Raw genomic sequence first — 24,252 nt, 5'->3', positions numbered from 1 at the left:
GTTGATATAGAGGATTAGAAAGAAAAAATAAAAAGATAATAAAAGGTAATCTAATGATACAGATTTATAGAAAAATAGTAATAATAATTGTATTAGTGATTTGTGTAGGTTGTCAAGATGATGATTCGGAACTCAGTGCAATTATTCCACCTTCTAATCTTCAGATTGATGCAATCATCGAAGACGGACAGACAGGAAACGTAACTATTACACCGCAGGCTGATAATGCGTTGAATTTTCATATTTTCTTTACGCAAAACGGGGAACCCACAGTAGTATTGCCAGGAGAATCACAAACCTTTAGATATACACAATCTGGTCAATATTCGGTGTTAATTACCGTGGTAGCTTTTGGAACGGGAGGGACTTCTTCTTCCCAAACGATAGAATTGGATTTGGACGTAAGATTATTTATTGATCAAGCAACATTACAAATGATTGGTGGAGACGGAAGTAAAAGATGGGTTTGGGACCGCGGTGTAGGAGGACATTTTGGAGTAGGACCGATTACAAATGATTTTCCAGAATTCTTTTCTGCTTCGCCTAACCAATTAAATTCATGTCTCTATGATGATGTTTTGGTATTTAGTTATGACGCTAATGATAATTATACTTTCGAATTAATTACGGGCGATGCGAACCAAACTTTCATTAACTGGGCAGAGATTCCGAGGTTTTTTCCAAATGATACTCCAACTCAGTTTGTAGATGAATGTAGAGATATTACAGATCAGATAGCAACGAATAGTAGTTTCGTTATTTTCGAAAATGAAGAAGGGAAAAGAGTTATTAGTGTAGAAAATAGCACCATGTCTTACTGGTCTGGAGCTGTAGAATATGAAGTAATAGAATTAACTGCAGACAAACTAAGTATTCGAGGAATTCAGGATGTCTCTAGCGATTTTGGAGGAGGACAATTAGCATGGTATCATATTTTTGTTCCAGAAGATTCTGGATCTGGAAATGTAGGAGAACCACCATTTGATACTTTAGTATGGTCAGATGAGTTTGATGCTAATGGAGCTCCGAATCCAGCAAATTGGACATATGATTTAGGAACCGGAGATAATGGGTGGGGAAATGGAGAGTCGCAATCTTATACCGATGATCCTTCTAATGTTTTAGTCGAAGATGGAGTACTAAAAATTACAGCGAGAGCAGAAAATGGAGGATATACATCGTCTAGAATAAGAACACAAGATTTGTTTGAGTTTACCTATGGTAGAGTAGATGTTAGAGCAAAATTACCAACAGGTGGAGGAACGTGGCCTGCCATATGGATGTTAGGTGCAAATATTAACGAAGTGGGATGGCCAAATTGTGGTGAGATTGATATTATGGAACACGTAGGGAATAATCAGGATGTTGTTTCTAGTGCACTTCACTTTCCTGGAAATAGTGCGGGAAATGCAATTTTTGAAGAAACTACTGTTTCAGGTGCATCAAATGACTTTCATGTGTATAGCGTAGAATGGTCCTCAACGGAAATAGTCTTTTCTATAGACGGTACCGTATATCATACGTTTCCATATGCTAATAATTTACCTTTTTATAATAACGATTTCTTTTTGATACTAAATGTAGCAATGGGAGGAACTTTTGGAGGAACTATTGACCCTGCTTTTGTAGAATCCACAATGGAAATTGATTATGTAAGGGTTTATCAGTAAAACTAAAGTTAAAGTTAGTTTTTAAATTGTTTTTTGTGGGGAAGGCTATTTACCACACATAGCCTTCCTATAAACAAAGATTATGAAAAAAAGGCTTAGATCTTTTATAACGAAACAAGTCTGAATTAAATTTGACATACAAACAAATGATTGTTGTTGAGTTCTACATGACCTCTAGGACAATAATATAAGAGCATGAAAAAGAGAAGTAGCATATTTATAGGGATTCTATCTAGTTTATTAATAATGAGCTGTACATCTTCATCAGAAAAAACAATGAATTTAAATACAGAAGCTAGTCCAAATACTTCTTTAGGATTAGATCAAGCTATTGAATCAAAATTAGATTCTTTGCTTGGTATTATGACTTTGGAAGAGAAAATAGGACAAATGAATCAATATAATGGATTCTGGGATCTAACAGGTCCTCAACCTAAAGAAGGTGCTGCTGCTAAGAAGTATGAACATTTACGCAAAGGCTGGGTAGGATCTATGTTAAATGTACGAGGAGTAAAAGATGTTAGAGCTGTACAAAAAATTGCTGTTGAAGAATCTAGATTAGGAATTCCTTTAATTATAGGTTTTGATGTCATACACGGATATAAAACAATGAGTCCTATTCCTTTGGCAGAGTCTGCAAGTTGGGATATGGAAGCAATTAAAAAGTCTGCTGAGGTAGCTGCCTTAGAAGCATCCGCAGCAGGAATTAATTGGACATTTGCACCAATGATTGATATCTCTAGAGATGCCCGATGGGGAAGAGTTATGGAAGGTGGTGGCGAAGATCCGTTTTTAGGTGCTAAAATAGGTGTAGCCAGAGTGCAAGGTTTTCAGGGAGAAGATCTATCTGCTAACTATACGATAGCTGCTTGTGCAAAACATTTTGCAGGATATGGTTTTTCAGAATCTGGTAGAGATTACAATACCGTAGACATTGGTACTTCTACCTTAAATAATATTGTTTTTCCTTCATTTAGAGCTGCTAATGATGCAGGAGTAAAGACTTTTATGAATTCGTTTAATGAACTTAATGGAATTCCTGCTACGGGTAATAAGATGCTGCAAAGAGATGTTTTAAAAGGAGATTGGAATTTTACAGGTTTTATAGTTTCCGATTGGGGTTCTATTACCGAAATGATAGCACATGGATATGCAAAGGATGGCAAAAAAGCAGCTGAATTAGCTGCGAATGCTGGGTCTGATATGGATATGGAATCTTATTTATATGTGGAACATCTTGCAGATTTAGTAAAAGAAGGGAAAGTAGAAGAAAAACTGATTAACGATGCTGCCCGAAGAATTCTTAGAGTCAAGTACGAACTAGGATTATTTGAAGATCCTTATAAATATTGTGATGAAAAAAGAGAAAAAGAAGTATTAGGTAGTTCAGAAAATAATGATGCTGTTCTAGATATAGCCAAAAAATCCATAGTATTACTTAAAAATGAAAATCAATTACTTCCTCTTAAGAAAGAAGGACAAAAAATAGCTTTAATAGGTGCATTAGCAAGTGATAAAAATAGTCCGTTAGGAAGTTGGCGAATAGCGGCAGATGATAATACAGCTATATCCGTTTTAGAAGGAATGCAGCAGTATAAAGGAAACTCTTTGAAGTATGCAAAAGGTGCTGATGTTTCTATCGGGAATACTGCTTTTGTTACCGAAACTAAAATTAATACCACTGATAAGGGTGAGTTTAATGAAGCCATAAAAGCTGCTAAAGATGCAGATGTGGTGGTTATGGTGTTAGGTGAAATTGGTTTTCAAAGTGGAGAAGGTAGAAGTAGAACAGAACTAGATTTACCAGGAGTTCAACAAGAATTACTAGAAGCAATATATAAAGTGAATACGAATATTGTTTTAGTGCTAAATAACGGAAGACCTTTGGCCATTCCTTGGGCAGATGAACATATACCAGCTATTGTAGAAGCTTGGCATTTAGGAACCCAAAGTGGAAACGCTATTGCTCAAGTTTTATATGGGGATTATAATCCAAGCGGTAAATTGCCAATGTCATTTCCTAGAAATGTTGGGCAAGTACCTATTTACTATAATTATAAAAATACAGGTCGGCCAACGGAACCAGCACCAGATATTGTTTTCTGGTCACATTATTCAGATCAAAAGAATTCTCCACTCTATGCTTTTGGTCATGGATTAAGTTATACAACTTTTGAGTATTCGAATTTAAAAGTTACTACAGAAAATCAGTCATATAATGATCCAAAAGTATTAGTGTCTATTGAGCTTGCTAATACTGGAGATTATGAAGGAAAAGAAGTGGTACAATTGTATATAAGAGACCTTTTTGCAAGTATTACGAGACCTGTAAAAGAACTGAAAGGATTCGAGATAATCTCATTAAAACCAGGAGAAACGAAAACAGTAAATTTTGAATTAGAAAAGGAAACGCTTGGTTTCTACGATAATAAAAATACTTGGATTATCGAACCTGGAGAATTTGAAGTTTTCGTGGGTGGTAGTTCTGACAAAACAATGAAATCAACTTTTGAGCTTAAATAAATTGAAAAATCTCTTAACCTATATTATTATTTCTCTTTTCCTGGTGTCTTGCCAAGACTCTAAATCTATTATTTGGGAAGAAAATTTTGATGGAACGGAATTAAATGAATCTTATTGGAACTATCAACAAGGGGACGGTTGTCCCGATTTATGCGGTTGGGGTAATAATGAAAGGCAAATCTATACTAGAGAAAATGCCAAACTACAAAATGGAAATTTAATTATTACAGCGACTAAAAAAGGAGATGTATATAAATCTACGAGAATAACTACTAAGGATAAAATAGAGTTTCAGTATGGTACTATAGAAGTAAAAGCAAAATTACCTACCGGTCAAGGTCTATGGCCTGCAGTATGGATGTTAGGATCAGATATTGATGAAATTGGATGGCCAGACTGCGGAGAAATAGATATTTTAGAATATGTTGGTAAGGAACCTCATACGATTTATACTTCTTTACATACTAGAGATAGTCATGGAAATACAATCAACTCTAAGAAAACTGTTAATTATAGTATTGAAGAAGGTTTTCATATATATAAGTGCATTTGGACAGCCGAAAAGATAGAATTTTATTTAGATGACCAACTGGTTTATACATTTTCCCCAGAAATAAAAAATGATCAAACATGGCCTTTTAATAAACCATTTTATATAATTATTAATCTTGCAATTGGTGGTAATTTTGGGGGACCAGAAGTTGACGATTCGATTTTTCCGAAAGAATTTGAAATCGATTATATCAAAATCTGGCAATAAAACTGATTTATAGATTAATATATATTATTCTACCCTTAGTTTCAGTTATGTATAAATTCACTATACAGCTAAAACTAGATTTAAGACCACGATATTTTAATATCACTTGGAAATAGATCATGGAAACCGATTAAATGTTTCTATGTATCACGGACTACTTGGGAAAAACATAATTAGCGTATCCATTATTTATTGATAATAATGCGAATACGCAGAGAAGAAAAGCTATATGAAGAAATTCATATAGCATAGAATTATTATGTAAAAATTTTACAACTAACTTATTTACACAAAACATTTTAATGATGAAAACAAATGAATTTCTTAAAACCATTTTACTATGCAGTTTTCTTATATGCTGCTTAAATACTAGTTATTCCCAATGTTCTGAATTAATATTTAACGATGAATTCGATGGTACTTCTGTAGATCTTTTCAAATGGAGTTTTGATAATGGAGATGGATGCCCTACACTCTGTGGTTGGGGTAATGCAGAAGAGCAGTGGTACAGACCAGAAAACACAACAGTACAAAATGGAAATTTAATAATTACAACTAAAAATGAATCCTTTGGAGGAAAACAATATACTTCTTCTAAGTTGATAACTTCTGGTAAATTTAATGCACGATACGGAAGATATGAAGCGAGTATAAAATTACCGTCGGCAGGTGGCATATGGCCAGCATTCTGGATGCTTTCAGAAAATGGAAGTTGGCCTTTTACTGGAGAAATTGACATCATGGAATCCCAACATAAAAATCCTGAATCAATTGGTGGTACCGTACATTATAATAATGGAGGTCATCAATTTAATGGTAGAGAATATGATGCAGGTTTGGATCTTTCTGAAGGGTTTCATGAATATGCAGTAGAATGGGAACCAACAGAAATAAGATGGTATGTAGATGATCAATTATATCATGCTGTTACACCTGCTAATACTGTGGATCCGTGGCCATTTAATCAAGGAGACTGGTATATTATTCTTAATGTAGCCGTTGGAGGTCCAGGAACTCCATATACTGGATTTATAGCACCTACACCTGCAGATTATCCAACACAAATGGAGGTAGATTATGTAAGAGTCTATAGCGGAACTTTTAACACACAACTCACTGGAGATAATACAGTTTATCAAGGTGATACGAATAAAGTATACACCATATCACCAACTGAAGGTGCTTCTTACAATTGGTCAGTACCATCAGATGCCACGATTGTATCTGGTCAAGGTACAAATTCGATCACCGTAAATTGGGGGAATACTGGTGGCGATGTCTCAGTTTCAGTTAATACCCCCAATTGTGGGAGTAATGAGTATAGCATAAGTGTAACTGTAGAACCACCAAGAACTTTAGACTTTGTTTTTGAAGATTTTGAATCAAATAGAAACCTAATCTATGGTAGTACTACTTCAGGAGTATTAATAGAAAGTATTACTAATCCCGAGACAGATAACACTAACAATTCATCATTAGTAGGTAGCTATCAACGAGACGGAGGATCACAGTATGATGTGTTGTTTATGGAATCTTCGGATATAGGAAATGCTCTAGATTTTATATCTGGAAAGAAATCTATTTGGATAGATGTATATACAGAGGCACCGGTTGGAACGGAATTTATTTTACAATTAGAAAATGGAAATTTATCGTCTGGAGATTGGCCAATCGGAAGACATAGTCGATATGCCGCCAGATCCACTACCCAAAATCAGTGGGAAACCTTAGAATTTGAATTGTTAGATAGACCCGATGTAACTGTTGGAGCTCTAGAAGTAAATCAATTTGCTTTATTAATAGATTCTAATAGTAATACAAATCATATTGTTTATTTAGATAATATGAGAAGTATGATCGCTGGAGAAGTACCAGTAATAGATGAGGTTATTATTGCTAATTATGATGGAGTAAATGAGTTAAATCCTATTTTTCAGAATGGTGTATATACAGCGGGTGTTTCTAACCCTTCTGTAAATAATATAAATAATAGCGCTAACGTAGCTAGCTATGTTAGAGATGCTTCGTCACAATATGATGTAGTAAGCTTTTCTACCTCAATCATTACGGATAGTAATCCTTTTAAAGAAGGAGATCAACTTTTCTTTATGGATATTTACACAGAAGCAGAAGTTGGAACAGAAATTACTATTAGTTTAGAAAATCAAGTAACATCGGAAAACGATTTTCCATTAGGAAGAAACAGTCAGTATATCGGAATAGTTTCAGAACAAAATGCTTGGCGTACCATAGCATTTACACATGCTGCATCACCAGATGGAGGAACTTCTAATTTATCCGTCGATGAAATTTCGATACTTTTTGATCCAAACTCCAATACTTCTGATACCTACTATTTTGATAATTTTAGATATGGGATTACTTCTCTACCTGCATCATATATTTTTTCGGAAATGATTCAGGATTATGATGGTAACGATCATTTGACTTTTGATTCCAGATCAACAGGAGTGTATCAAGCTCCTTCGGTTAATCCAGAAGAAAATGAAATTAATTCATCAGCACAAGTGGGAAGATATGTTAGAAATGGTGTTGAACTATATGATGTTTTGTTTTTTGAAACAAATTTTATCAATGATGCTAGTTCATATGTTTCTGAAGAAAAAAGATTTGCAATGGATATTTACACTGATGCTCCGATTGGAACGGTAATTAGTTGGCAATTAGAATCAAGTACAATGGCAACTCCAGCTAACTATCCAACAGGACGACATAGTGTTTACCAAGCTGTAGTGAAAGAACAAAACAATTGGCATACATTAGAATTTGTATTAACCGCAACACCCGATTTAGTGGTGAATGATGCACAAATAGATAATGTAGTATTACTTTTTGACCCTAATAACGAAAGTGATTACATATTTTATTTTGATAATTTGAGATCGTTACAAAAAGAAGATGTTGTGCCAACTCCAGTATTGTCTTCTATTGTTGTTTCTTCTGATACTACAGAAATATATCAGGGAGAAACCTTACAATTTCAAGCACAAGGATTTGATCAAAATGGAGAACCGTTTGTTACTAATGTTGATTGGACAACTACTGGCGGTTTAATAAATTCGGATGGTTTATATACTGGTTCGGATATTGGTACGCATACCATTTCAGCATCTAGTGGATCCGTATCTGGATCTGCTACAATTACTGTTTTAGAAAATAATACATCATTATATACGCTTCCTGGAATAATTGAGGCAGAGGATTATAAAGAAGGAGGAGAAGGAATCGGGTATCATGATCTTACATCAGGGAATACTGGTGGAGCCTATCGACAGGATGATGTAGATATAGAAAACACAGGAGACGTTGTAGGAGGATCATATAACGTGGGTTGGATACGAGCAAGCGAGTGGTTGGCTTACGATATTTCTGCTACAGCTTCTTCATCCAATTATGATATAGAGTTTCGTGTAGCTTCACCTAATGGGAATGGTCAGTTTCATTTAGAGCTTGATGGTGTTGCGATTACAGATGTTATATCAGTTCCTAATACAGGAAGTTGGCAACAGTATGAGACAGTTTCTGTAAATGATATTACTATTGCAGAAGGGAATCATGAGTTAAGGTTAGTCTTTGATGCAAATGGTTTAAATGTGAATTATCTAGAATTTAAAGAATCAGAGGTAATTACTATTGATAATTGTACTGGATTAGCTGCTAACAACCAATATAGTTATGAAATTTCATCGGATACATCTAATCCTACGATTACCTTTATACCAGAGATTAATGGCGTAGGTGATGGAATTTGTATTTTGTATTATAGTACAAATACTTCAGGCCCATATCCAGGATATTTGGTAACACCTAATGTACCTTTTCAGATCAATGCCAATAGTGGAGAGCAGATTTATTTCTACTATACTTATAGTCTTCCAACGGGAGGAGAAAATAACACAGCAGCTACTAAACATGATTTCATAGTAGGAGCATGTGATCAAAACCGAACATCAGAGGTTCCTGATGTAGAAACTGACATTGTGATGTATCCAAATCCTGCTAGTGATGTTTTAGAAATATCCAACATTAGTGGAATATCTCAAATTCACTTGTACAGTATTAAAGGTGTACCAGTACTCAAAAAACAACTTGATAAAACCACAACGGCACTGAATTTAGATATTAGCTCATTAGCTAAAGGGGTATATATCATAAAAGCTTATGGTCAAAATACAGAACCTTTTATCTCTAAAATAGTTAAAAACTAATCTAGCAAAAGGAGCGACTTTATTAAAAGTTGCTCCTAATATTTTCTTACTATCAAAAATCGAATTCTTGGAGTATTCATCTTTGTTTCATCAAAAAATACTTTTTTAAGAAGTTGTTGATGAGATTAGACTCTATATGCAATATTTATGAATACCAACATAAAAACTCAAGATATCATACTCATTTAGAATTCACACAAATACCATACTCATGAATAAAACCACAATATGCACCAAAATAGTATTGGGATTACTGTATCTAGTATTTCCATATACAGAGCTTTATACCCAAAATGTAATTCCCGTGGGAGCAGGATCCTATGCAGAATATCCTCCTTCTCATGAATATATAGGAAACGATCCCGAAAATGGAACATTTCAGAGTATAGCACTAAATCCTACACTAGATCTAAGTCCTGAAATGATAGGCAAGCCAATACCTACAAATGATTGGTGGACGAGTGTTTTGTATAACGAAAATGCTGATGGATCCCGAAATGGAGGAAATCTTTGGACATACCCACTATTATCAAGAGCAAATGATAAGGGATATCAAATTGGTCACAGAACGGCAAAAGACTGGGGAGGTAATGAAAGTGTTGGTGTTAGTGTTGATTACTTGGTAACTTTAACTGGAAATGATTTTATAGCTAACAAAACATCAGCGATAAATTGGTCTGATTGGCATGTAGATTTAGAAGTTCAAAGTACAACCAGTAATCAGACCATTGATGTTACTTTAGCACAAGGAATGCCATTTGTCTGGACAAAACCAAATGGGTTTGATGCTGTTATTCAATCTATTCATACTGGTGTTAGAAATTATTATGATGCTAATGGAAATCCACTCGTTTTTCCTGCAACCTTAGATCGATTTATTATCGAATATGACGGAAATTTGTACGGTGTTCATCTTACCGAAAGTACGAGCATCATTCCAAGAAATGGGATAGAAGGAGATCTAGAACTAGTAAATAGTAATGGTAAGTACATCGTCTTTTCGGCGTTAACAGAAATATCAGATCTAAATTTTTTACATGACTATGCTTTTTCGAAACCTGTGGATACAAAAGCGATATATGATTATCAACCAGAGAATGGTCTGGTAAATGTCACCTACAATGTTGAAAAAATAAATATAATCGGTAATCAACCTAATGTTTTACAAGGTTTTATCCCACATCATTATAGAGGAAACGCAAACAATTTTTCGTTTCTTAATAATAGGGAATATAGCGCTACACCCAGAGGAACATTAAAATTAGCTGAAGGAACTAGTTTTTCTTTTAATTATGAGTTTAATGCTAATCTTTTACCACATTTTAATGAACCTATAACAGATAATAATGATATAACTCCTTATGAGCGTGCTAAATTGATCGAAATGATCGATAATTATAATGCTCGCCTAGATAGAGATAATTTTGCTGATGGTACGTATTGGGGAGGAAAATATTTGGTCCAACTAATTAAATATGTTCTTATCGCCAAAGAAATCAATCATCCAGACTATCAAGATTTATTGAATTTTGCAAAAGAGAGAACATATGATTGGCTTACTTATACACCAGGGGAGACATCTTTTTACTATGCATACTATCCAGCGTGGAAAGCATTAGTAGGGTTTAATGAGGAATTTTTCTCTGGACTTTTTACCGATCATCATTTTCACTATGGATATTTAGCACATGCTGGAGCATTATTAGAAATGGCAGAACCAGGATCAATGGATGCATATTGGCCTATGCTTACAAAAGTTATAAAAACGTATGCTAATTGGGATAGAAATGATACAGATTTTCCTTATTTGAGAACTTTTAGTCCTTGGATGGGGCATTCTTTTGCTAATGGTTTAGGAAACGCTATTGGAAACAATCAAGAATCTACTTCAGAAGCAATGCAGTCTTGGGCCGGAATGTTTATGACAGGAGAAATAACTGAAAATGTTGAGATGAGAGATGCTGCAGCCTATGGATATGTAATGGAGGGAAGGGCCATAGCGGATTATTGGTATAATGAAAGTGGTGTATTTGAAGAAATCGGATATGAGCAACCAATAGTTGGTATTTTAGAAATGAATAGATACGTTTATGGAACTTTTTTTGGTGCGCAAGACACTTATATTCATGGTATACAATGGTTGCCGATTACACCAGCATATAGCTTTTGGAATGACTTCTTAACGACAAACGAAGTAAATGCTTTGGTAAATCCGATTATCAGTAATATGGAGAATGATTTAGGGAATTTAAGTGGAGACTGGATGAATGTTTGTTGGGGTTTTAAACTATTTTTTGATCCAGAGGGCGTTACCAGTAAGTTTGATGAGTTTTGGGATAGTGCGATAGGATCTCAAGAATATGGTGTCGCTCATAATTCTAATGAAAGTGCCTTAACATATTACTATGCTCATAATTCTCAAAACCTTGGATTAAGACAATCAAATTATCGACTAAGTTTACCATTAAGTAGTACTTTTCAGAAAGATGGAAAGATAACCTATGTGGTGTATAATCCTAAGAATATAGATCAGACATGTATTGTATTTAAGGATAATATAGAGATAGATTCATTTGTTGTTCCGGCAAATACATTACTAACAACAGATGGTGATGAAATTATTGTACCTCCAAATAATGATCAAATTATCCCAGGAATAATTGAAGCAGAGGATTATAAAGAAGGAGGAGAAGGAATCGGATATCATGATTTAACATCAGGTAATACCGGAGGAGCTTATCGACAGGATGATGTAGATATAGAAAACACAGGAGACGTTTTAGGAGGATCGTATAACGTGGGTTGGATACGAGCAAGCGAGTGGTTGGCTTACGATATTTCTGCTACAGCTTCTTCATCTAATTACGATATAGAGTTTCGTGTAGCTTCACCTAATGGAAATGGTCAGTTCCATTTAGAGCTTGATGGTGTTGCGATTACAGATGTTATATCAGTGCCTAATACAGGAAGTTGGCAACAGTATGAGACAGTTTCTGTAAATGATATTACTATTGCGGAAGGGAATCATGAGTTAAGATTAGTTTTCGATTCAAATGGTTTAAATGTGAATTATCTAGAATTTAAAGAATCAGAAGTAATTACAAGTGATAACTGTACTGGATTAGCTGCTAACAACCAATATAGCTATGAAATTTCATCGGATACATCTAATCCTACGATTACCTTTATACCAGAGATTAATGGCGTAGGTGATGGAGTTTGTATTTTGTATTATAGTACAAATATTTCAGGTCCATATCCAGGATATTTGGTAACACCTAATGTACCTTTTCAGATCAATGCCAATAGTGGAGAGCAGATTTATTTCTACTATACTTATAGTCTTCCAACGGGAGGAGAAAATAACACAGCAGCTACTAAACATGATTTCATAGTAGGAGCATGCGATCAAAACCGAACATCAGAGGTTCCTGATGTAGAAACTGACATTGTGATGTACCCAAATCCTTTTTTGGAAAAAGCATATATGACACTACCAAAGGAACATGATTATTTTAGATACCGGATCATGGATGTTTCTGGCAAAGTGGTTTTGGATAAAATGATAGTTTCAAAACAACAAGAACTCGAATTTAATATGCGTAAAAACCCAACTGGGATATATTTTTTGAGATTATATAATGGAAGCGAAATACGAAGTTTCAAATTGGTAAAAATATAATACAGGTTTCTCATTTGAGATAAAAAAGTGATTTGAATAGCTCAAATCACTTTTTTCTTTTTTGTAGTTATTTGAGTCTGTTTTGATGGTTTTTTTTCGAATAGACTGTCCAATAATAACCTTTGAGTTAGATGTTTGAGTGATATTTTTCGATGAAATGTAATCTTTTTAAGAAAAGTAAGTTTTATACTACAATTTAACACTTATTAAGAGATTTTAACATTTTATAGGAGGAATCTGTTATTCAACGTTTTTCGTTTTTTTTTCTTCTCAGACATATCATAATTTATAATATTTGCGCTGGGGATAGGGGTTAAACTTCGTAATGTTATTGCTTTAGCATAACATTAAAAACTAGTGCTTAGTTTTTAGATTTTCACTGTATTTCCAATTTTCATTATTACATTTTTTTACTCTTCATTTTTTACATGTAGAGTATAATTTATGTAAAGACAAACTAACTTAAAATCATTAACAAAAACCAACCTTATGATGAAAATTACTTTAGAAAAGTACAAATCAAAAAGGCGTAATATGACTAGTGTATTACTAGCCTTGTTATGTTTTGTGTCTTTAACCACACAAGCCAAAAATGAAGAGAAGGCTTTTGAAGCTTTTGAAACGTATACGGATGTTCCTATTGGAGCAACAATCGTATTAATTGCCAATAATGGTAAATATGTTTCTTCAGAGAACGGAAAGAAACCTATTAATGCTAATAGAACTAGAATTGGTTCTTGGGAAAAATTTGTAGTAGTAGATGCTGGAAATGGTAAAATTGCTTTAAAAGGAAACAATGGGAAATACCTTTCTTCAGAAAATGGAGAAAAAAGAATGTATTGCAACGTAAATAACGTTTGGGCTTGGCAAAAGTTTAAAGTTGTTAAGTTAGGAAATGGTAGAATTGCCTTAAAAGGAAGTAATGGTAAATATGTTTCTTCTGAAGATGGTAAGAAACCGATGATCTGTAACAGATCAAGAATAGGTTCTTGGGAGAAATTTAAAGTGAAAGTTCTTCATTATAATAACTGTGAATTGAATGCTGGTAAGATCGAAAAAACACAGTGGAACTGTGGTGGTTTTACGCCACAAGAGTTTATCGGTACTGCAGTAAGTAGTGGAGATCACAGAAATGTGAAATACCAATGGCAAATAAAAGAGAATATCGGAGGACAATGGCAAAATATCCAAGGAGCTAATGCTAAAAATTACCAACCACCATTTAGAGATTCTGGTTCGGTTTGGTACAGAAGAGCTGTAAAAATAGAAGGATGTAATACTTACAAATATTCTAATGTAGTTGATATTCATGTAAAAGAAGTGCCAAATGTAGATGTTAGCGTAAAAAATGCTAATTGTGAAAAGAATGACGGTAGCATTACTTTTACTTTTGGTGATACTAACGGAAGAACTCATATCGAATTTTCTAAAGATGGAGGTACAACTTATAAGACAGTACCAGATGATTCTGCAATCTTTTCCTTTACTGGATTGGGAGCAGGAAGTTATGATCTTTGGGTACGTTGGGGGAATAATCAATGTCCTGTAGATCTAGGAGTGGTAACTATCGAAGATCAAACGATTACTGTAGATGCTGGAGAAGATGTAGAAATTTGTAAAGGCGAGGAAGTTACCTTAACAGCAACTGTAGAAGGGAATCAAAATTGTAGCGATTGTGTTGGATACACTATTTTAGATACCGATCACTGTAATAGAAATGAAAATTATGTGATGTGGTTAACAGATGGAACGAATCCAAGATGGTTTTCTAATGTAGACCTTCAGTGGGAAGAGTTTGCCGATGGTACGGCTAAACTTTCTGGAACAGTATATGATCACACTTTAGAACAAAAAACATACGAAGTAGATGCCTTATTTACAGGAAAAGTAGTAAATACACCTGCTGATAGTCCAAAAGATCATATCTGTAATGATGAGGATAGTTCTGATTGGATATACTACACAGGATTAGTAGGTACAGTAAAAAGTACAGATGGTTCTTGGTCTGTTAATTTGTCCAGAAGAGGACCAGCATTCCAAATGGGTAATGGAGCAAATCAAACAGAAGCTGAAAAAGGTAAATTTGGTGCTTGTGGATGGTTTGATACTACTGACCAAACATACGATAGAGGTGATTTCAACATTAATTTTGGTGATTGTATCGCTACAGATGAAAATGATCTAACATATTTATGGTCAACAGGTGAAAATACATCAAGTATTACTGTGACTGAAGCTGGGGAATATTCAGTTACGGTTAAAAATTGTAACGATTGTGAAGCAACAGATGTTGTTACAGTAACCTATAAGAACAAGCTTGAAGATGGAGGAGAAATAGAAGAAACGCAAATCAACTGCCAAGCTTTTGATCCAGAAGAGTTGATAGGAACCGACCTTGCAGAAGAAACTGGATTAACAGTGGTATATCAGTGGCAGGTAAAAAGAGAACAAGGACAAGCTTGGGAAGATATTGATGGGGCAAACGGAATAAACTATTTACCACCAAGAATTGAGTCAGGTTCTTTATGGTATAGAAGAGCGGCAAAAAGCGAAGAGTGTGGAGAATATGTATATTCTAACAGTATAGATTTACATGTAAGACAAGCGCCTGTTGCCGAAGTAATTCTTACCAATGCAGACTGTACTAATCCAACAGGAGATATACAACTTGTTTTTGAGGATACTGATGATCGTACACATATTCAATTTTCCATTGATGGAGGTCTTACATATACTGAAGTACCAGATGATTCAGGTTCTTATAGTTTTAATGATTTAGAAGTTGGAGATTATAACTTATGGGTACGTTGGGGTAATGAAGACTGCCCAGTTGATCTTGGGACATTTACAATTGAAGAAGTTGAAGTATTGATTGTAGATGCAGGTACGGATGAATTTATGTGTAAAGGAGACGAAATTACATTAACGGCTGAAGTTACAGGAGAAGGTGAGTGTGAAGAATGTGTTGGATATAGTATCAAAGACACGGATTATTGTAGGGGAAGACATCATCAGTTTGTAGTATTTATAAATGATCAAGGAAAGAGATTATGGTTTAGAAACGTCGATTTAGTTTGGAGTGAGAATGTAGATGGAACTGCAACCTTAAAAGGAGAAGTTTTTGAATATAATTCTACCAATACTTCTTTTATGGTGGATGCTACTTTTACAGGTTTTACGACAGTACCACCAGTGGGAAGTCCAAAAGCTAGTTCTTGTCAAACAGAAGATCCAACAGGTTGGGTATATTATACAGAGTTAAGTGGTACGGTAACTCAAATTAATGGGTCTTTAAGTTATGATATCTCTAGAAGAGGAGAAGCATTTCAGCTAGGAAATGGAGCAAATACTTTCGAATATACTCCAGCAGTTTATGGAGGTTCTGGATGGTTTAATATTGAAGGAGATCCTACTTCTTTCGGAGATTTTAATATAAATATTGGAGAATGTATTGATGTACAAACCAATGGTGTAGAATATCTATGGTCTACTGGAGAAACAACTTCTAGTATTACAGTATCGCCAACAGAAGATACTACCTATACAGTTACTGTTTCGAATTGTGCAGACTGTGTGAATACAGATGAGGTAACAGTATTTGTTAATGAAGCAAACGTAGATTTAGGAGCTGATCAGTATATCTGTGCAGAAGAAACAGTTCAGTTAGATGCGGGAATTGCAGATGCATATCTATGGTCTACCGGAGAAACTACAAGATATATTACTGTTGCTCCTTTAGTGGATACTATATATTCAGTAACAGTTACTCAAAATGGTTGTGAAGCTTCTGATGAGGTAGCAGTTATTGTAACGGAGATCTCAGTGAATGCTGGAGATGACATTACAATAGAATTTGGAACCATTCAAGTTCCGCTAACCGCAACAGTATCAGGTGATGTAGACTCATATCTTTGGTCTACAGGTGAGACTACAAATACGATCAATGTTTCGCCTTCGAAAACAACTACTTATAGTGTTACTGTAACCAAAAACGGTTGTACAGTGGAAGATTCGGTAACTGTATCGGTAACATCAGATCCTTGTTTAAGTAGTGCTTTTGAGGCTACTGCATTCCCAGTACCGGTTAGCAGAACCGGACAAATGAATGTTGATATTAAAGTAGATAGGGCACAAACCGTGACATGCGAAATTTATACGATGGAAGGTAATGCAGTAGGACCATTAATGACCGATAGTCTAGATCCTGGTTGTAATACACTTACTATAGATATGGCTTCACAAGCAAACATTCAACCAATGATGAACTATATTTTAGTACTGAAAGGTGATACTTCTGAAAATACAGAAACAATCCAATTTTCTACAATCAATTAAGTAGTGAATTGTGATTATCTAATAAGAAAACCTGTAGCATGTGCTACAGGTTTTTTTATTGATTGTTTTCTAAATAAAGATATCTTGTATCCAACTTTATTAAATTTTTTTAGAATTTTTAGATGTATTCAGAATTATATAATTGAGATTGCTATTAAAATAACAGAAGTGATAACTCAAATGTTTTAAGCCATATTTTTTTCTATGTCTGATCACAATCGATAATCGTAATGATATTAATAATTGTAATTGAATGTATTATTTGTTCTTTTACTTTTATCTTTTGATATCCATTAAAAACTGTAATAAAAAAAGCTGTAGTAACCTCTTACTACAGCTTTTCCTTTATGTCGAATAAATGTTTATTTCGCCTTTTTCTTGATATATTTTGCAAGTTCTTTTGCAAGTTTAGCATATCCTTCAGAAATTCTATAACCAGAGTTATAGTCATTTCCAAAAGCACCTCCACCAGGAACTTTTATATAATTAGTAGAGAATAAGATTTTATCAGGATTTGCAGTTTCATAAACAATAATAGTAGCATTTAATTTTGCCGGCTGTCTAGAAACACCAACATTGTAACCTGGATATATCCAAGTTGTCTTTACCTTCATAGTATGCGTAGCACTAGAAAGGTCTTTTCCAACTTTTACTTCACCATCTTCAAAACGTTTGTTGAAAGATTCAATAAATTTTGGCTCGTATCTTTCTTCTCTATCACCAAACCATGATTTTTTGAATTTTTCACCTCTTCCTTCTCCTGGATGTTTCTTTTCTCTTTTTTCCATTTTATCTTTTAGAAACTCCTCTTCAGTATCAAACTTATGAACCTTAAGATTGTCATAGTTAAATACAAGTGTGTATTCAGAAATTCCTTTTAGATTTTTGATGCTTCCTTCTTGATCTTTTCTCTTTTGGGCAAAAGCAACAGTCGCGGCCATAAGAACAGCTACTAGTAATAGTTTTTTCATAATTAGGTTTTTTAACTGGGTTAAAGATATTTATTTTTTTAAAATAAGAACTCTAATGTTATAATTTTATAACACCACTCTATGATACCAATTTGTATGCCAAGAATGATTTATGTGTTTTGGGAGAATTATTCTCTTATTTATTGTTATAAGATTTGGCTTGTTCTTTTCTAAAGAAAGGTTTTTTAAAATAGGCATTTTTGGAAGATTAATATATTCTTGTTTATCTTCATTGCGGCACAAAATATATTCTTAGTTGCAAAAGAAAGGAAAATGGTAAATAGCAATTCTAATGTTTAAATTATTTCGAACTCCCTTTCCAAGACCAAAAAAGACTACCAGAAATATTATTTGGGTATTTTTAATAGGATTTTTGGCCAGTGTATTCGTTATTCTCTTTAAACCATTTAATATAATTAATCAAAATGGTATTTGGTACTATAACCTTATTGCTATCAGCATGGGAGTTGTTTTTTCCTCTGCTATTTTTTTTATAGAGTTTTTGATTCCTCGGATTTTTAATAACTTTTTCAAAAAATGGAATATTGCCAAAGCACTGTTGTGGTATTCCTTGGTAATACTTTTTGTCGGAGGAGTAATGTTCTTATACAAGAGTTTTTTGGGTGGTTTTAGAGATTTTACTTTTACCGAGTATTTCCTCGTGATAGGAAGACTTTTAGGAATAGGTATTATTGTGTCTTTTTTTGTTGTTGGGATTTTTAGTTATTTTAATCGCCAGAGTATAGCCTCTATATCTTCAAAAGAAACGTATCGCATAACTTCTTCCAATGGAAAACAGTTAGATCTAAGTCTTAATGAGATTTTATACATAAGAAGTGATGATAATTATGTAGATATTCATAAAATAGAAGATGGACTTCGCAAAAAAGTTGTTTTCAGGTCTAGTCTAAAGAATATAGAAGATCAAATAGTAAATCCAATATCACCAGTTTATCGTTGTCACCGAAGATATTTAGTGAACATAAATTGCTTTAGTATTAAAAATGATAAGCGAAGAAATACTATTATAAAGCTTCTGGATTACGAAGATGAAATTCCAGTTTCTGAAAAGTATTATGAAGACATCTTAAATCTATTGCGAATTAACCCCTAAAACTTGTAGTTTCCCCACAAACCCCTATAAATACTGATTTTTGCAGTTGTTTTTGTATTCATTTGCCTTGTGTAATTTTAAAATCATTAATCAAATGAAAACATTAAAAACTTATTTATTTACCGTACTATCTTTGATAGGTGTTCAAAATTTACTAGCTACCGAGAATTCAATTTCTAATGGAGGACTCGTGCACTCTTGCAATATTACAGATAATGATGCTGAATTAATTTTGAGGTCTTTTGTAGATGATTATACAAAAGATCGATATGCGTCAGAACGCAGAGTTATTGGAATTGAAGTTTCCGATTACGGCTCTTGGACCGTAGAGATTACAGGTCAGAAAATCAAAGAGAAATGGGGAGTGATTCTGGAAAAAGGTTTGCCTAAAAAACCAACATATGTATACACCATAGAATTTGAAACTTTAAAAGCAATTCATAATGGTACGATCAATGCATTAACAGCACAAGGAAAAGCATTTGCAGGAGATTATACACCAATGAGTGTACGAGAAATGGATGGATTTACTCCATCAGAAATTGATGATAGTAATCTTAATGCCTTTTCTTTTCATTTTTGGACAAAAGGGTTTCCTGAAATCATTCCCTTTAAAGAGAATACCACTAGAAAGGCACATGGTTCTAATTTTACAATTTTTTATTATGAAAAAGGCTTAAGAACAGCTTGGTACAGAATTTTACCAGGCGAACGAGTACGAGATGATGCTAGAGAACAAGCAGCTCCGTTTCCCATGTTAGGAGTTACCATTAAAGGTACTATTGAAGGAGAAGTCGATGGAGAAAGAATAACGGTATCTGAAGGGAATACAGTATTTATTCCTGCCAATGTGAATCATAAATGGTGGAACGAAAGGGATGAGGCAGTAGAAGTAATATTAATCATGTTTGGAAAAGGAGCATAAAAAATAGACATGATACATCAATTTGGATTCGATTTTCTAATAAAGAAAGGTTCTTTTTAATAGAGAGAATCTTTCTGTTTTATTATGAGTATATAGGTCATTATCTTAACTGTTAATGTTAAAAATGAGCGCTTTTATTTCTAAGTTTTAGCCAATAAAACCAGTACCTTTAGATGCTAAAATATATCTTTATGAAAAGAGCATTTTCCATAAGTTTACTTGTAATACTACATATCCATGGGTTAGCACAAAGTCCTTTTTCTTTTCAAAATAAATCAATTGCTCCTGGAACCAAAAGTCATATTAAAGTTCCCGTAAGATCTGATAAGGATAGTACATTTGTGCCTGTTACCATATTTCATGGCGTAAAATCTGGACCTGTATTAGGAATAACGGCAGGAGTACATGGATATGAATATCCTCCGATATTAGCAGCTCAAGAATTAAATAGGAAAATAGACCCTCAAAAATTGTCTGGGACAGTCATTTTAGTACAGTTAGCTAATGTGCCAGCTTTTTTAGGAAGAAGCCCCTATGTAAATCCTATGGATGGAAAAAATTTAAACCGTTCTTTCCCAGGAGATCCTAATGGAACAATTACTCAACGTATTGCGCATATGATCACGTCTGATATAATAACTAAATCTGACTTTTTTGTGGATATGCATGCTGGAGATGCTCCGGAAGATTTACGCGCTTATAATGCTTGGTATCAGAGCGAAGCATTACCAGAAGTTTCCAAAAAAGGTAAAGAAATGGCGTTAGCTATGGGATTTGATTATTCTATAATTTTTAATATCAAACAAGAGAGACTGAAAACTCCAAGTATATATTGTTCTCAAGAAGCTTTTCATCGTAAGATCCCATCAGTAGATATTGAGTGTGGTCGACTTGGTATTCCTGATAAAGTAGAAACAAAAAGAATTGTAGATGGTATGATTTCTTTATTAAAGCATTTGCAAATGTTTGATAGTATATCATCGGAATCCAAAATAAAACCAACAATTATTACAAAAAGAGTAACTCTAAAAAGTAAATCAACCGGCCTCTTTTACACAGAAAAAAAAGCCGGTGATCTTATTAAAAAAGGAGAACTTATAGGCTATACAACTGATTTTTTTGGTAATACCTTAGAAAAAATAATAGCTTCAGAAAGTGGAGTAATCCTCTATATGATTGGTACTCCACCAATTAATAAAGGTGAAACACTTATGAGTGTAGGCGTGTTACCTGAATGATCTTAGTTACAATTTTTTTGTCATGGGTATCGAAATTAATATCATCAATATCGATGCAATAAGTAAAGGAGCAATACCTTTTATAGGGCTCAATGACGTTTTTGTGGTATAATATTCAGGAACAATTTGCTTCCAATCTATAGTCTCTGCATATTTGCCTTCAAATATTTTCGGATAGAAAAATAAACGTAATTTTTCATGAAATTCATCAGTAGCATCTAAGTATCCCATTTGTTGGTTCATACTGGTTCCTGCTAGTTGGTTAAAAGCAAGTTGCAAATGCATATTTGGAATTATAGATGCAATTTGGTCACTGGTTTGTTCGCGCAATTTAATTTTTTCATTAAAAGCATCTCTTTGTTTTTTAGAATCATCATCTCCCATTTGTTGCATAGCATAGTACCATAACCAATTAAAACCATCTGTTGGATACCCATAGTTTTTAAATTGAGGATAATGCTTGTAAAATTTCTCTATAGTTTCCTTTTTATCAGTATCCCATTTTACATGATAACCATCTCTTTGTGCTATAGCAGTACTTAACGCTTCTGGCAAAGGGTATTTAGAAGAAACATAGGCATTAATTCCTGCTGGTACAAGGATGATTAATACCAACCAAACTGATAAAAGTAATAGGGCGTTAAATCCAGAAGATTTCTTAAAACTTATAATAAAAAAACTTACCGTAAACCAAAAAACAACATAAAGCAAGGATAAACTAAACATCCAAAAAAATTGTAGATTCAATGGTAGGTCGAGAGTTAATTTGGCAATAGTAAAAAGAACGACTAACACTACTGATAATAAGATGAACCTAATCAGAAGCTTGGAAATAATAAAACCAAGTTTTGATCTAGATTGAATGGCAACAAGTCTCCAGGTTCCTGTTTCTGTTTCTTCAGAAAGAACATTAAAACTAAGAACAATTACGAGTAGCGGGAAAAGATAAATAATCACAAAAGAAAGATCTAGATTCCCAGATTGTAGGTTCATGGGATTTATGAGATCAGTATCATATTTTTGTGCTTCAAAGGTTTTAATTGTAATTCGTTTTACGGTTGGATTAACATCTGATTGTCCAATGGATAATCCGGCCAACGGATCTAGTGAGTTGATATAAGCAAACTTGGCATAATATAATAAGAGACCTAAATCATCATTGTGCAACGATACCTGTCGATCAAAGTGTTGTTCTTGGTATTCTTTTACTTCGATAATCGCATCTTGCTGTCTCTTAAGGTGTTTATCTCCAATAATAATTCCTACAACACCTAATAAAATTAGTAGTACAAGGCTTATCCAAACTTCTTTGGATCGAATACATTGTTGAAATAATAATTTATATAACGTCATATCGCTCTTGCTCTTTTAGAAGTGAATACCAATAACCCGATTGCAGCTATTGTCCAAAAAATAATGGATAGTAAGGCAGGAAGCGCTTCTTTCATAGATTTAGAAAAAGTTATAGGCTCGTGTTTAAAATCTTCAAACTCTTCCCAATGCTCGTGATCTACTACATGTGTTTTTCCTTCAGAACCACTTTCTTTTTTTGGACTGATATATTCCATCTGTAATTCATTCATGGTTTGTGCTAAAGTATATCGATAGTTATCAGCTTTATCCTGAAAATCTACATACGACGAAAAATCCGTACTAGACATGGTCATGGATACTAATTTGATTGCTGTAAACGGATTGATAAAGGATGAAAATCTCGTTACATCATTTTGACTTTTATAAATATCAACCAATCTTGCTTGATGTTTTTTGTAAAGAGCCGAAGTGATTTTCTCACCTTCTCGCATTACAAAACCCGAATAGTTAAAAGGAAGATCGGTAACTTTACTAACATTATGAACGGTTAATATAGAATCCCTTAAACCATTGTAATGAGGGTCATTTGGATTATGACTATCTCCTTTTTGAATAACTTCTTTTTCAATAGCGGATTGAAAAGCTAATTTACTTGGTGTAGGAAACCAATAGTTTCCCATAGCTTGCGCAGATTTTGGTAATAAAATAACCAAGAGTAACCAAATACCTAATAAACGTAATAAAGCATTTTTAGGAGAATTACTAGAAGTCGATATTGTGATGGTGATAGCAGATAAGATAAATAGGAAAGCCAAATAATTTAGCCCAATGATTCCGAGACGTAACCATCTATAATCTTGTGATATCGGACTTTCTAAAAAGAACAGAGCAATAATTACTAATAATAAGATAGGTGTAAAAAACAATAAAGAAATTATAAAAAGACCGATAGATTTCCCGAATAAGATCTCTTTCCAGTGAGCTCCTTGGGATAATAGTATTTTCAAAGTTCCGTTCTGTTTATCTCTTGCAACTCCAGAAAAACCAATAAAAAATAAAATAATAGGTAATACCAATTGTAATAATAGAGCAAGACTTAACTCGCCGAATCGTAACATTCCTGTAGAAAATGTAGCTTCGGAAAAATTGACACTATTCTGTCGATGCGCTTCTAAAAAAACTGTATTCCCAGTAAAACTTTCTAATCCATAATCAAATATTCCTAATGTGGAAGGGATTCGAAATGCAAAAGTTCCAAAATGTGCCATTCTATGCGGATGCTTATCTGGATTAGCTTCCCAACTTTGTCTCGCTTTTTCCTGATGTTCTTGTCGAATCTCATTTTGCGTGATATAGTTGTTTATACCACTAACAGCGGAATACGCTGTTAGTAGTATAAAAATTGAATACAATACATAAAAAGTCTTGGGAGTAGTCGCATTACGCCAAAAGTGGATTGCGAATAATCGAATATTAGCCCATTGCATCTTT

Annotated in this window: 12 protein-coding genes; 9 read left to right on the top strand and 3 right to left on the bottom strand. The window is 33.8% G+C overall.

The window, feature by feature from the left end; translation table 11 throughout:
* Positions 1–53 precede the first annotated feature (53 nt).
* From Q1B37_RS20025 to Q1B37_RS20000, 6 genes are all read left to right on the top strand, one after another.
* On the top strand, positions 54–1,670 hold the full coding sequence (locus Q1B37_RS20025; RefSeq protein ID WP_299901727.1) for a glycoside hydrolase family 16 protein: 1,617 nt from the start codon (positions 54–56) through the stop codon (positions 1,668–1,670).
* A 195-nt stretch (positions 1,671–1,865) separates the two neighbouring features.
* Complete coding sequence (bglX, locus tag Q1B37_RS20020) at positions 1,866–4,193, top strand: beta-glucosidase BglX (RefSeq protein WP_299901724.1); 2,328 nt, start codon at positions 1,866–1,868, stop codon at positions 4,191–4,193.
* A gap of 1 nt (position 4,194) precedes the next feature.
* Positions 4,195–4,953: a glycoside hydrolase family 16 protein gene (locus tag Q1B37_RS20015; RefSeq protein WP_299901721.1), complete on the top strand. Its 759-nt coding sequence runs from the start codon at positions 4,195–4,197 to the stop codon at positions 4,951–4,953.
* A gap of 305 nt (positions 4,954–5,258) precedes the next feature.
* Positions 5,259–9,182, top strand: a complete 3,924-nt coding sequence (locus Q1B37_RS20010; RefSeq protein ID WP_299901719.1) for a family 16 glycosylhydrolase — start codon at positions 5,259–5,261, stop codon at positions 9,180–9,182.
* Positions 9,183–9,393: 211 nt separating this feature from the next.
* Positions 9,394–12,864, top strand: a complete 3,471-nt coding sequence (locus Q1B37_RS20005; protein WP_299901716.1) for a glycosyl hydrolase — start codon at positions 9,394–9,396, stop codon at positions 12,862–12,864.
* A 489-nt stretch (positions 12,865–13,353) separates the two neighbouring features.
* Positions 13,354–17,199 carry a hypothetical protein gene (locus Q1B37_RS20000; protein ID WP_299901713.1) on the top strand — a complete coding sequence of 1,282 codons (3,846 nt, stop codon included), beginning with the start codon at positions 13,354–13,356 and terminating at the stop codon, positions 17,197–17,199.
* Positions 17,200–17,561: 362 nt separating this feature from the next.
* Here the strand turns inward: Q1B37_RS20000 and Q1B37_RS19995 are convergent, their stop codons facing one another.
* Positions 17,562–18,170, bottom strand: coding sequence for a hypothetical protein (locus tag Q1B37_RS19995; RefSeq protein WP_299901710.1), 609 nt, complete (start codon positions 18,168–18,170; stop codon positions 17,562–17,564).
* Between the two features lie 292 nt (positions 18,171–18,462).
* Between Q1B37_RS19995 and Q1B37_RS19990 the strand changes: the two genes are divergently transcribed.
* From Q1B37_RS19990 to Q1B37_RS19980, 3 genes are all read left to right on the top strand, one after another.
* Complete coding sequence (locus tag Q1B37_RS19990; RefSeq protein ID WP_299901707.1) at positions 18,463–19,284, top strand: LytTR family DNA-binding domain-containing protein; 822 nt, start codon at positions 18,463–18,465, stop codon at positions 19,282–19,284.
* A 94-nt stretch (positions 19,285–19,378) separates the two neighbouring features.
* Positions 19,379–20,209: a cupin domain-containing protein gene (locus tag Q1B37_RS19985; RefSeq protein ID WP_299901705.1), complete on the top strand. Its 831-nt coding sequence runs from the start codon at positions 19,379–19,381 to the stop codon at positions 20,207–20,209.
* A gap of 191 nt (positions 20,210–20,400) precedes the next feature.
* Positions 20,401–21,447 carry a succinylglutamate desuccinylase/aspartoacylase family protein gene (locus Q1B37_RS19980; RefSeq protein ID WP_299901703.1) on the top strand — a complete coding sequence of 349 codons (1,047 nt, stop codon included), beginning with the start codon at positions 20,401–20,403 and terminating at the stop codon, positions 21,445–21,447.
* Positions 21,448–21,453: 6 nt separating this feature from the next.
* Here Q1B37_RS19980 and Q1B37_RS19975 read toward each other — a convergent pair whose 3' ends face one another.
* Positions 21,454–22,800, bottom strand: coding sequence for a DUF3526 domain-containing protein (locus Q1B37_RS19975; RefSeq protein ID WP_299901701.1), 1,347 nt, complete (start codon positions 22,798–22,800; stop codon positions 21,454–21,456).
* Positions 22,797–24,248 carry a DUF3526 domain-containing protein gene (locus Q1B37_RS19970; RefSeq protein ID WP_299901698.1) on the bottom strand — a complete coding sequence of 484 codons (1,452 nt, stop codon included), beginning with the start codon at positions 24,246–24,248 and terminating at the stop codon, positions 22,797–22,799. Before Q1B37_RS19970 ends, Q1B37_RS19975 begins: the two co-directional genes overlap by 4 nt.
* Positions 24,249–24,252: the final 4 nt, after the last annotated feature.

The organism is uncultured Aquimarina sp. (genome assembly GCF_947492965.1).
Taxonomy (GTDB): Bacteria; Bacteroidota; Bacteroidia; order Flavobacteriales; family Flavobacteriaceae; genus Aquimarina.
Note: the sequence above shows the minus strand (reverse complement) of the source record. Positions and strands in the feature narration are given on the sequence as shown.

Excerpts from the sequence above, each read along its gene's own strand:
- bglX (WP_299901724.1), top strand. The coding sequence starts at position 1,866 with ATGAAAAAGAGAAGTAGCATATTTATAGGGATTCTATCTAGTTTATTA.
- Q1B37_RS19990 (WP_299901707.1), top strand. The coding sequence starts at position 18,463 with ATGTTTAAATTATTTCGAACTCCCTTTCCAAGACCAAAAAAGACTACC.
- Q1B37_RS19980 (WP_299901703.1), top strand. The coding sequence starts at position 20,401 with ATGAAAAGAGCATTTTCCATAAGTTTACTTGTAATACTACATATCCAT.
- Q1B37_RS20005 (WP_299901716.1), top strand. The coding sequence starts at position 9,394 with ATGAATAAAACCACAATATGCACCAAAATAGTATTGGGATTACTGTAT.
- Q1B37_RS20010 (WP_299901719.1), top strand. The coding sequence starts at position 5,259 with ATGAAAACAAATGAATTTCTTAAAACCATTTTACTATGCAGTTTTCTT.
- Q1B37_RS19985 (WP_299901705.1), top strand. The coding sequence starts at position 19,379 with ATGAAAACATTAAAAACTTATTTATTTACCGTACTATCTTTGATAGGT.
- Q1B37_RS20000 (WP_299901713.1), top strand. The coding sequence starts at position 13,354 with ATGATGAAAATTACTTTAGAAAAGTACAAATCAAAAAGGCGTAATATG.
- Q1B37_RS20025 (WP_299901727.1), top strand. The coding sequence starts at position 54 with ATGATACAGATTTATAGAAAAATAGTAATAATAATTGTATTAGTGATT.
- Q1B37_RS19975 (WP_299901701.1), bottom strand. The coding sequence starts at position 22,800 with ATGACGTTATATAAATTATTATTTCAACAATGTATTCGATCCAAAGAA.
- Q1B37_RS19970 (WP_299901698.1), bottom strand. The coding sequence starts at position 24,248 with ATGCAATGGGCTAATATTCGATTATTCGCAATCCACTTTTGGCGTAAT.
- Q1B37_RS19995 (WP_299901710.1), bottom strand. The coding sequence starts at position 18,170 with ATGAAAAAACTATTACTAGTAGCTGTTCTTATGGCCGCGACTGTTGCT.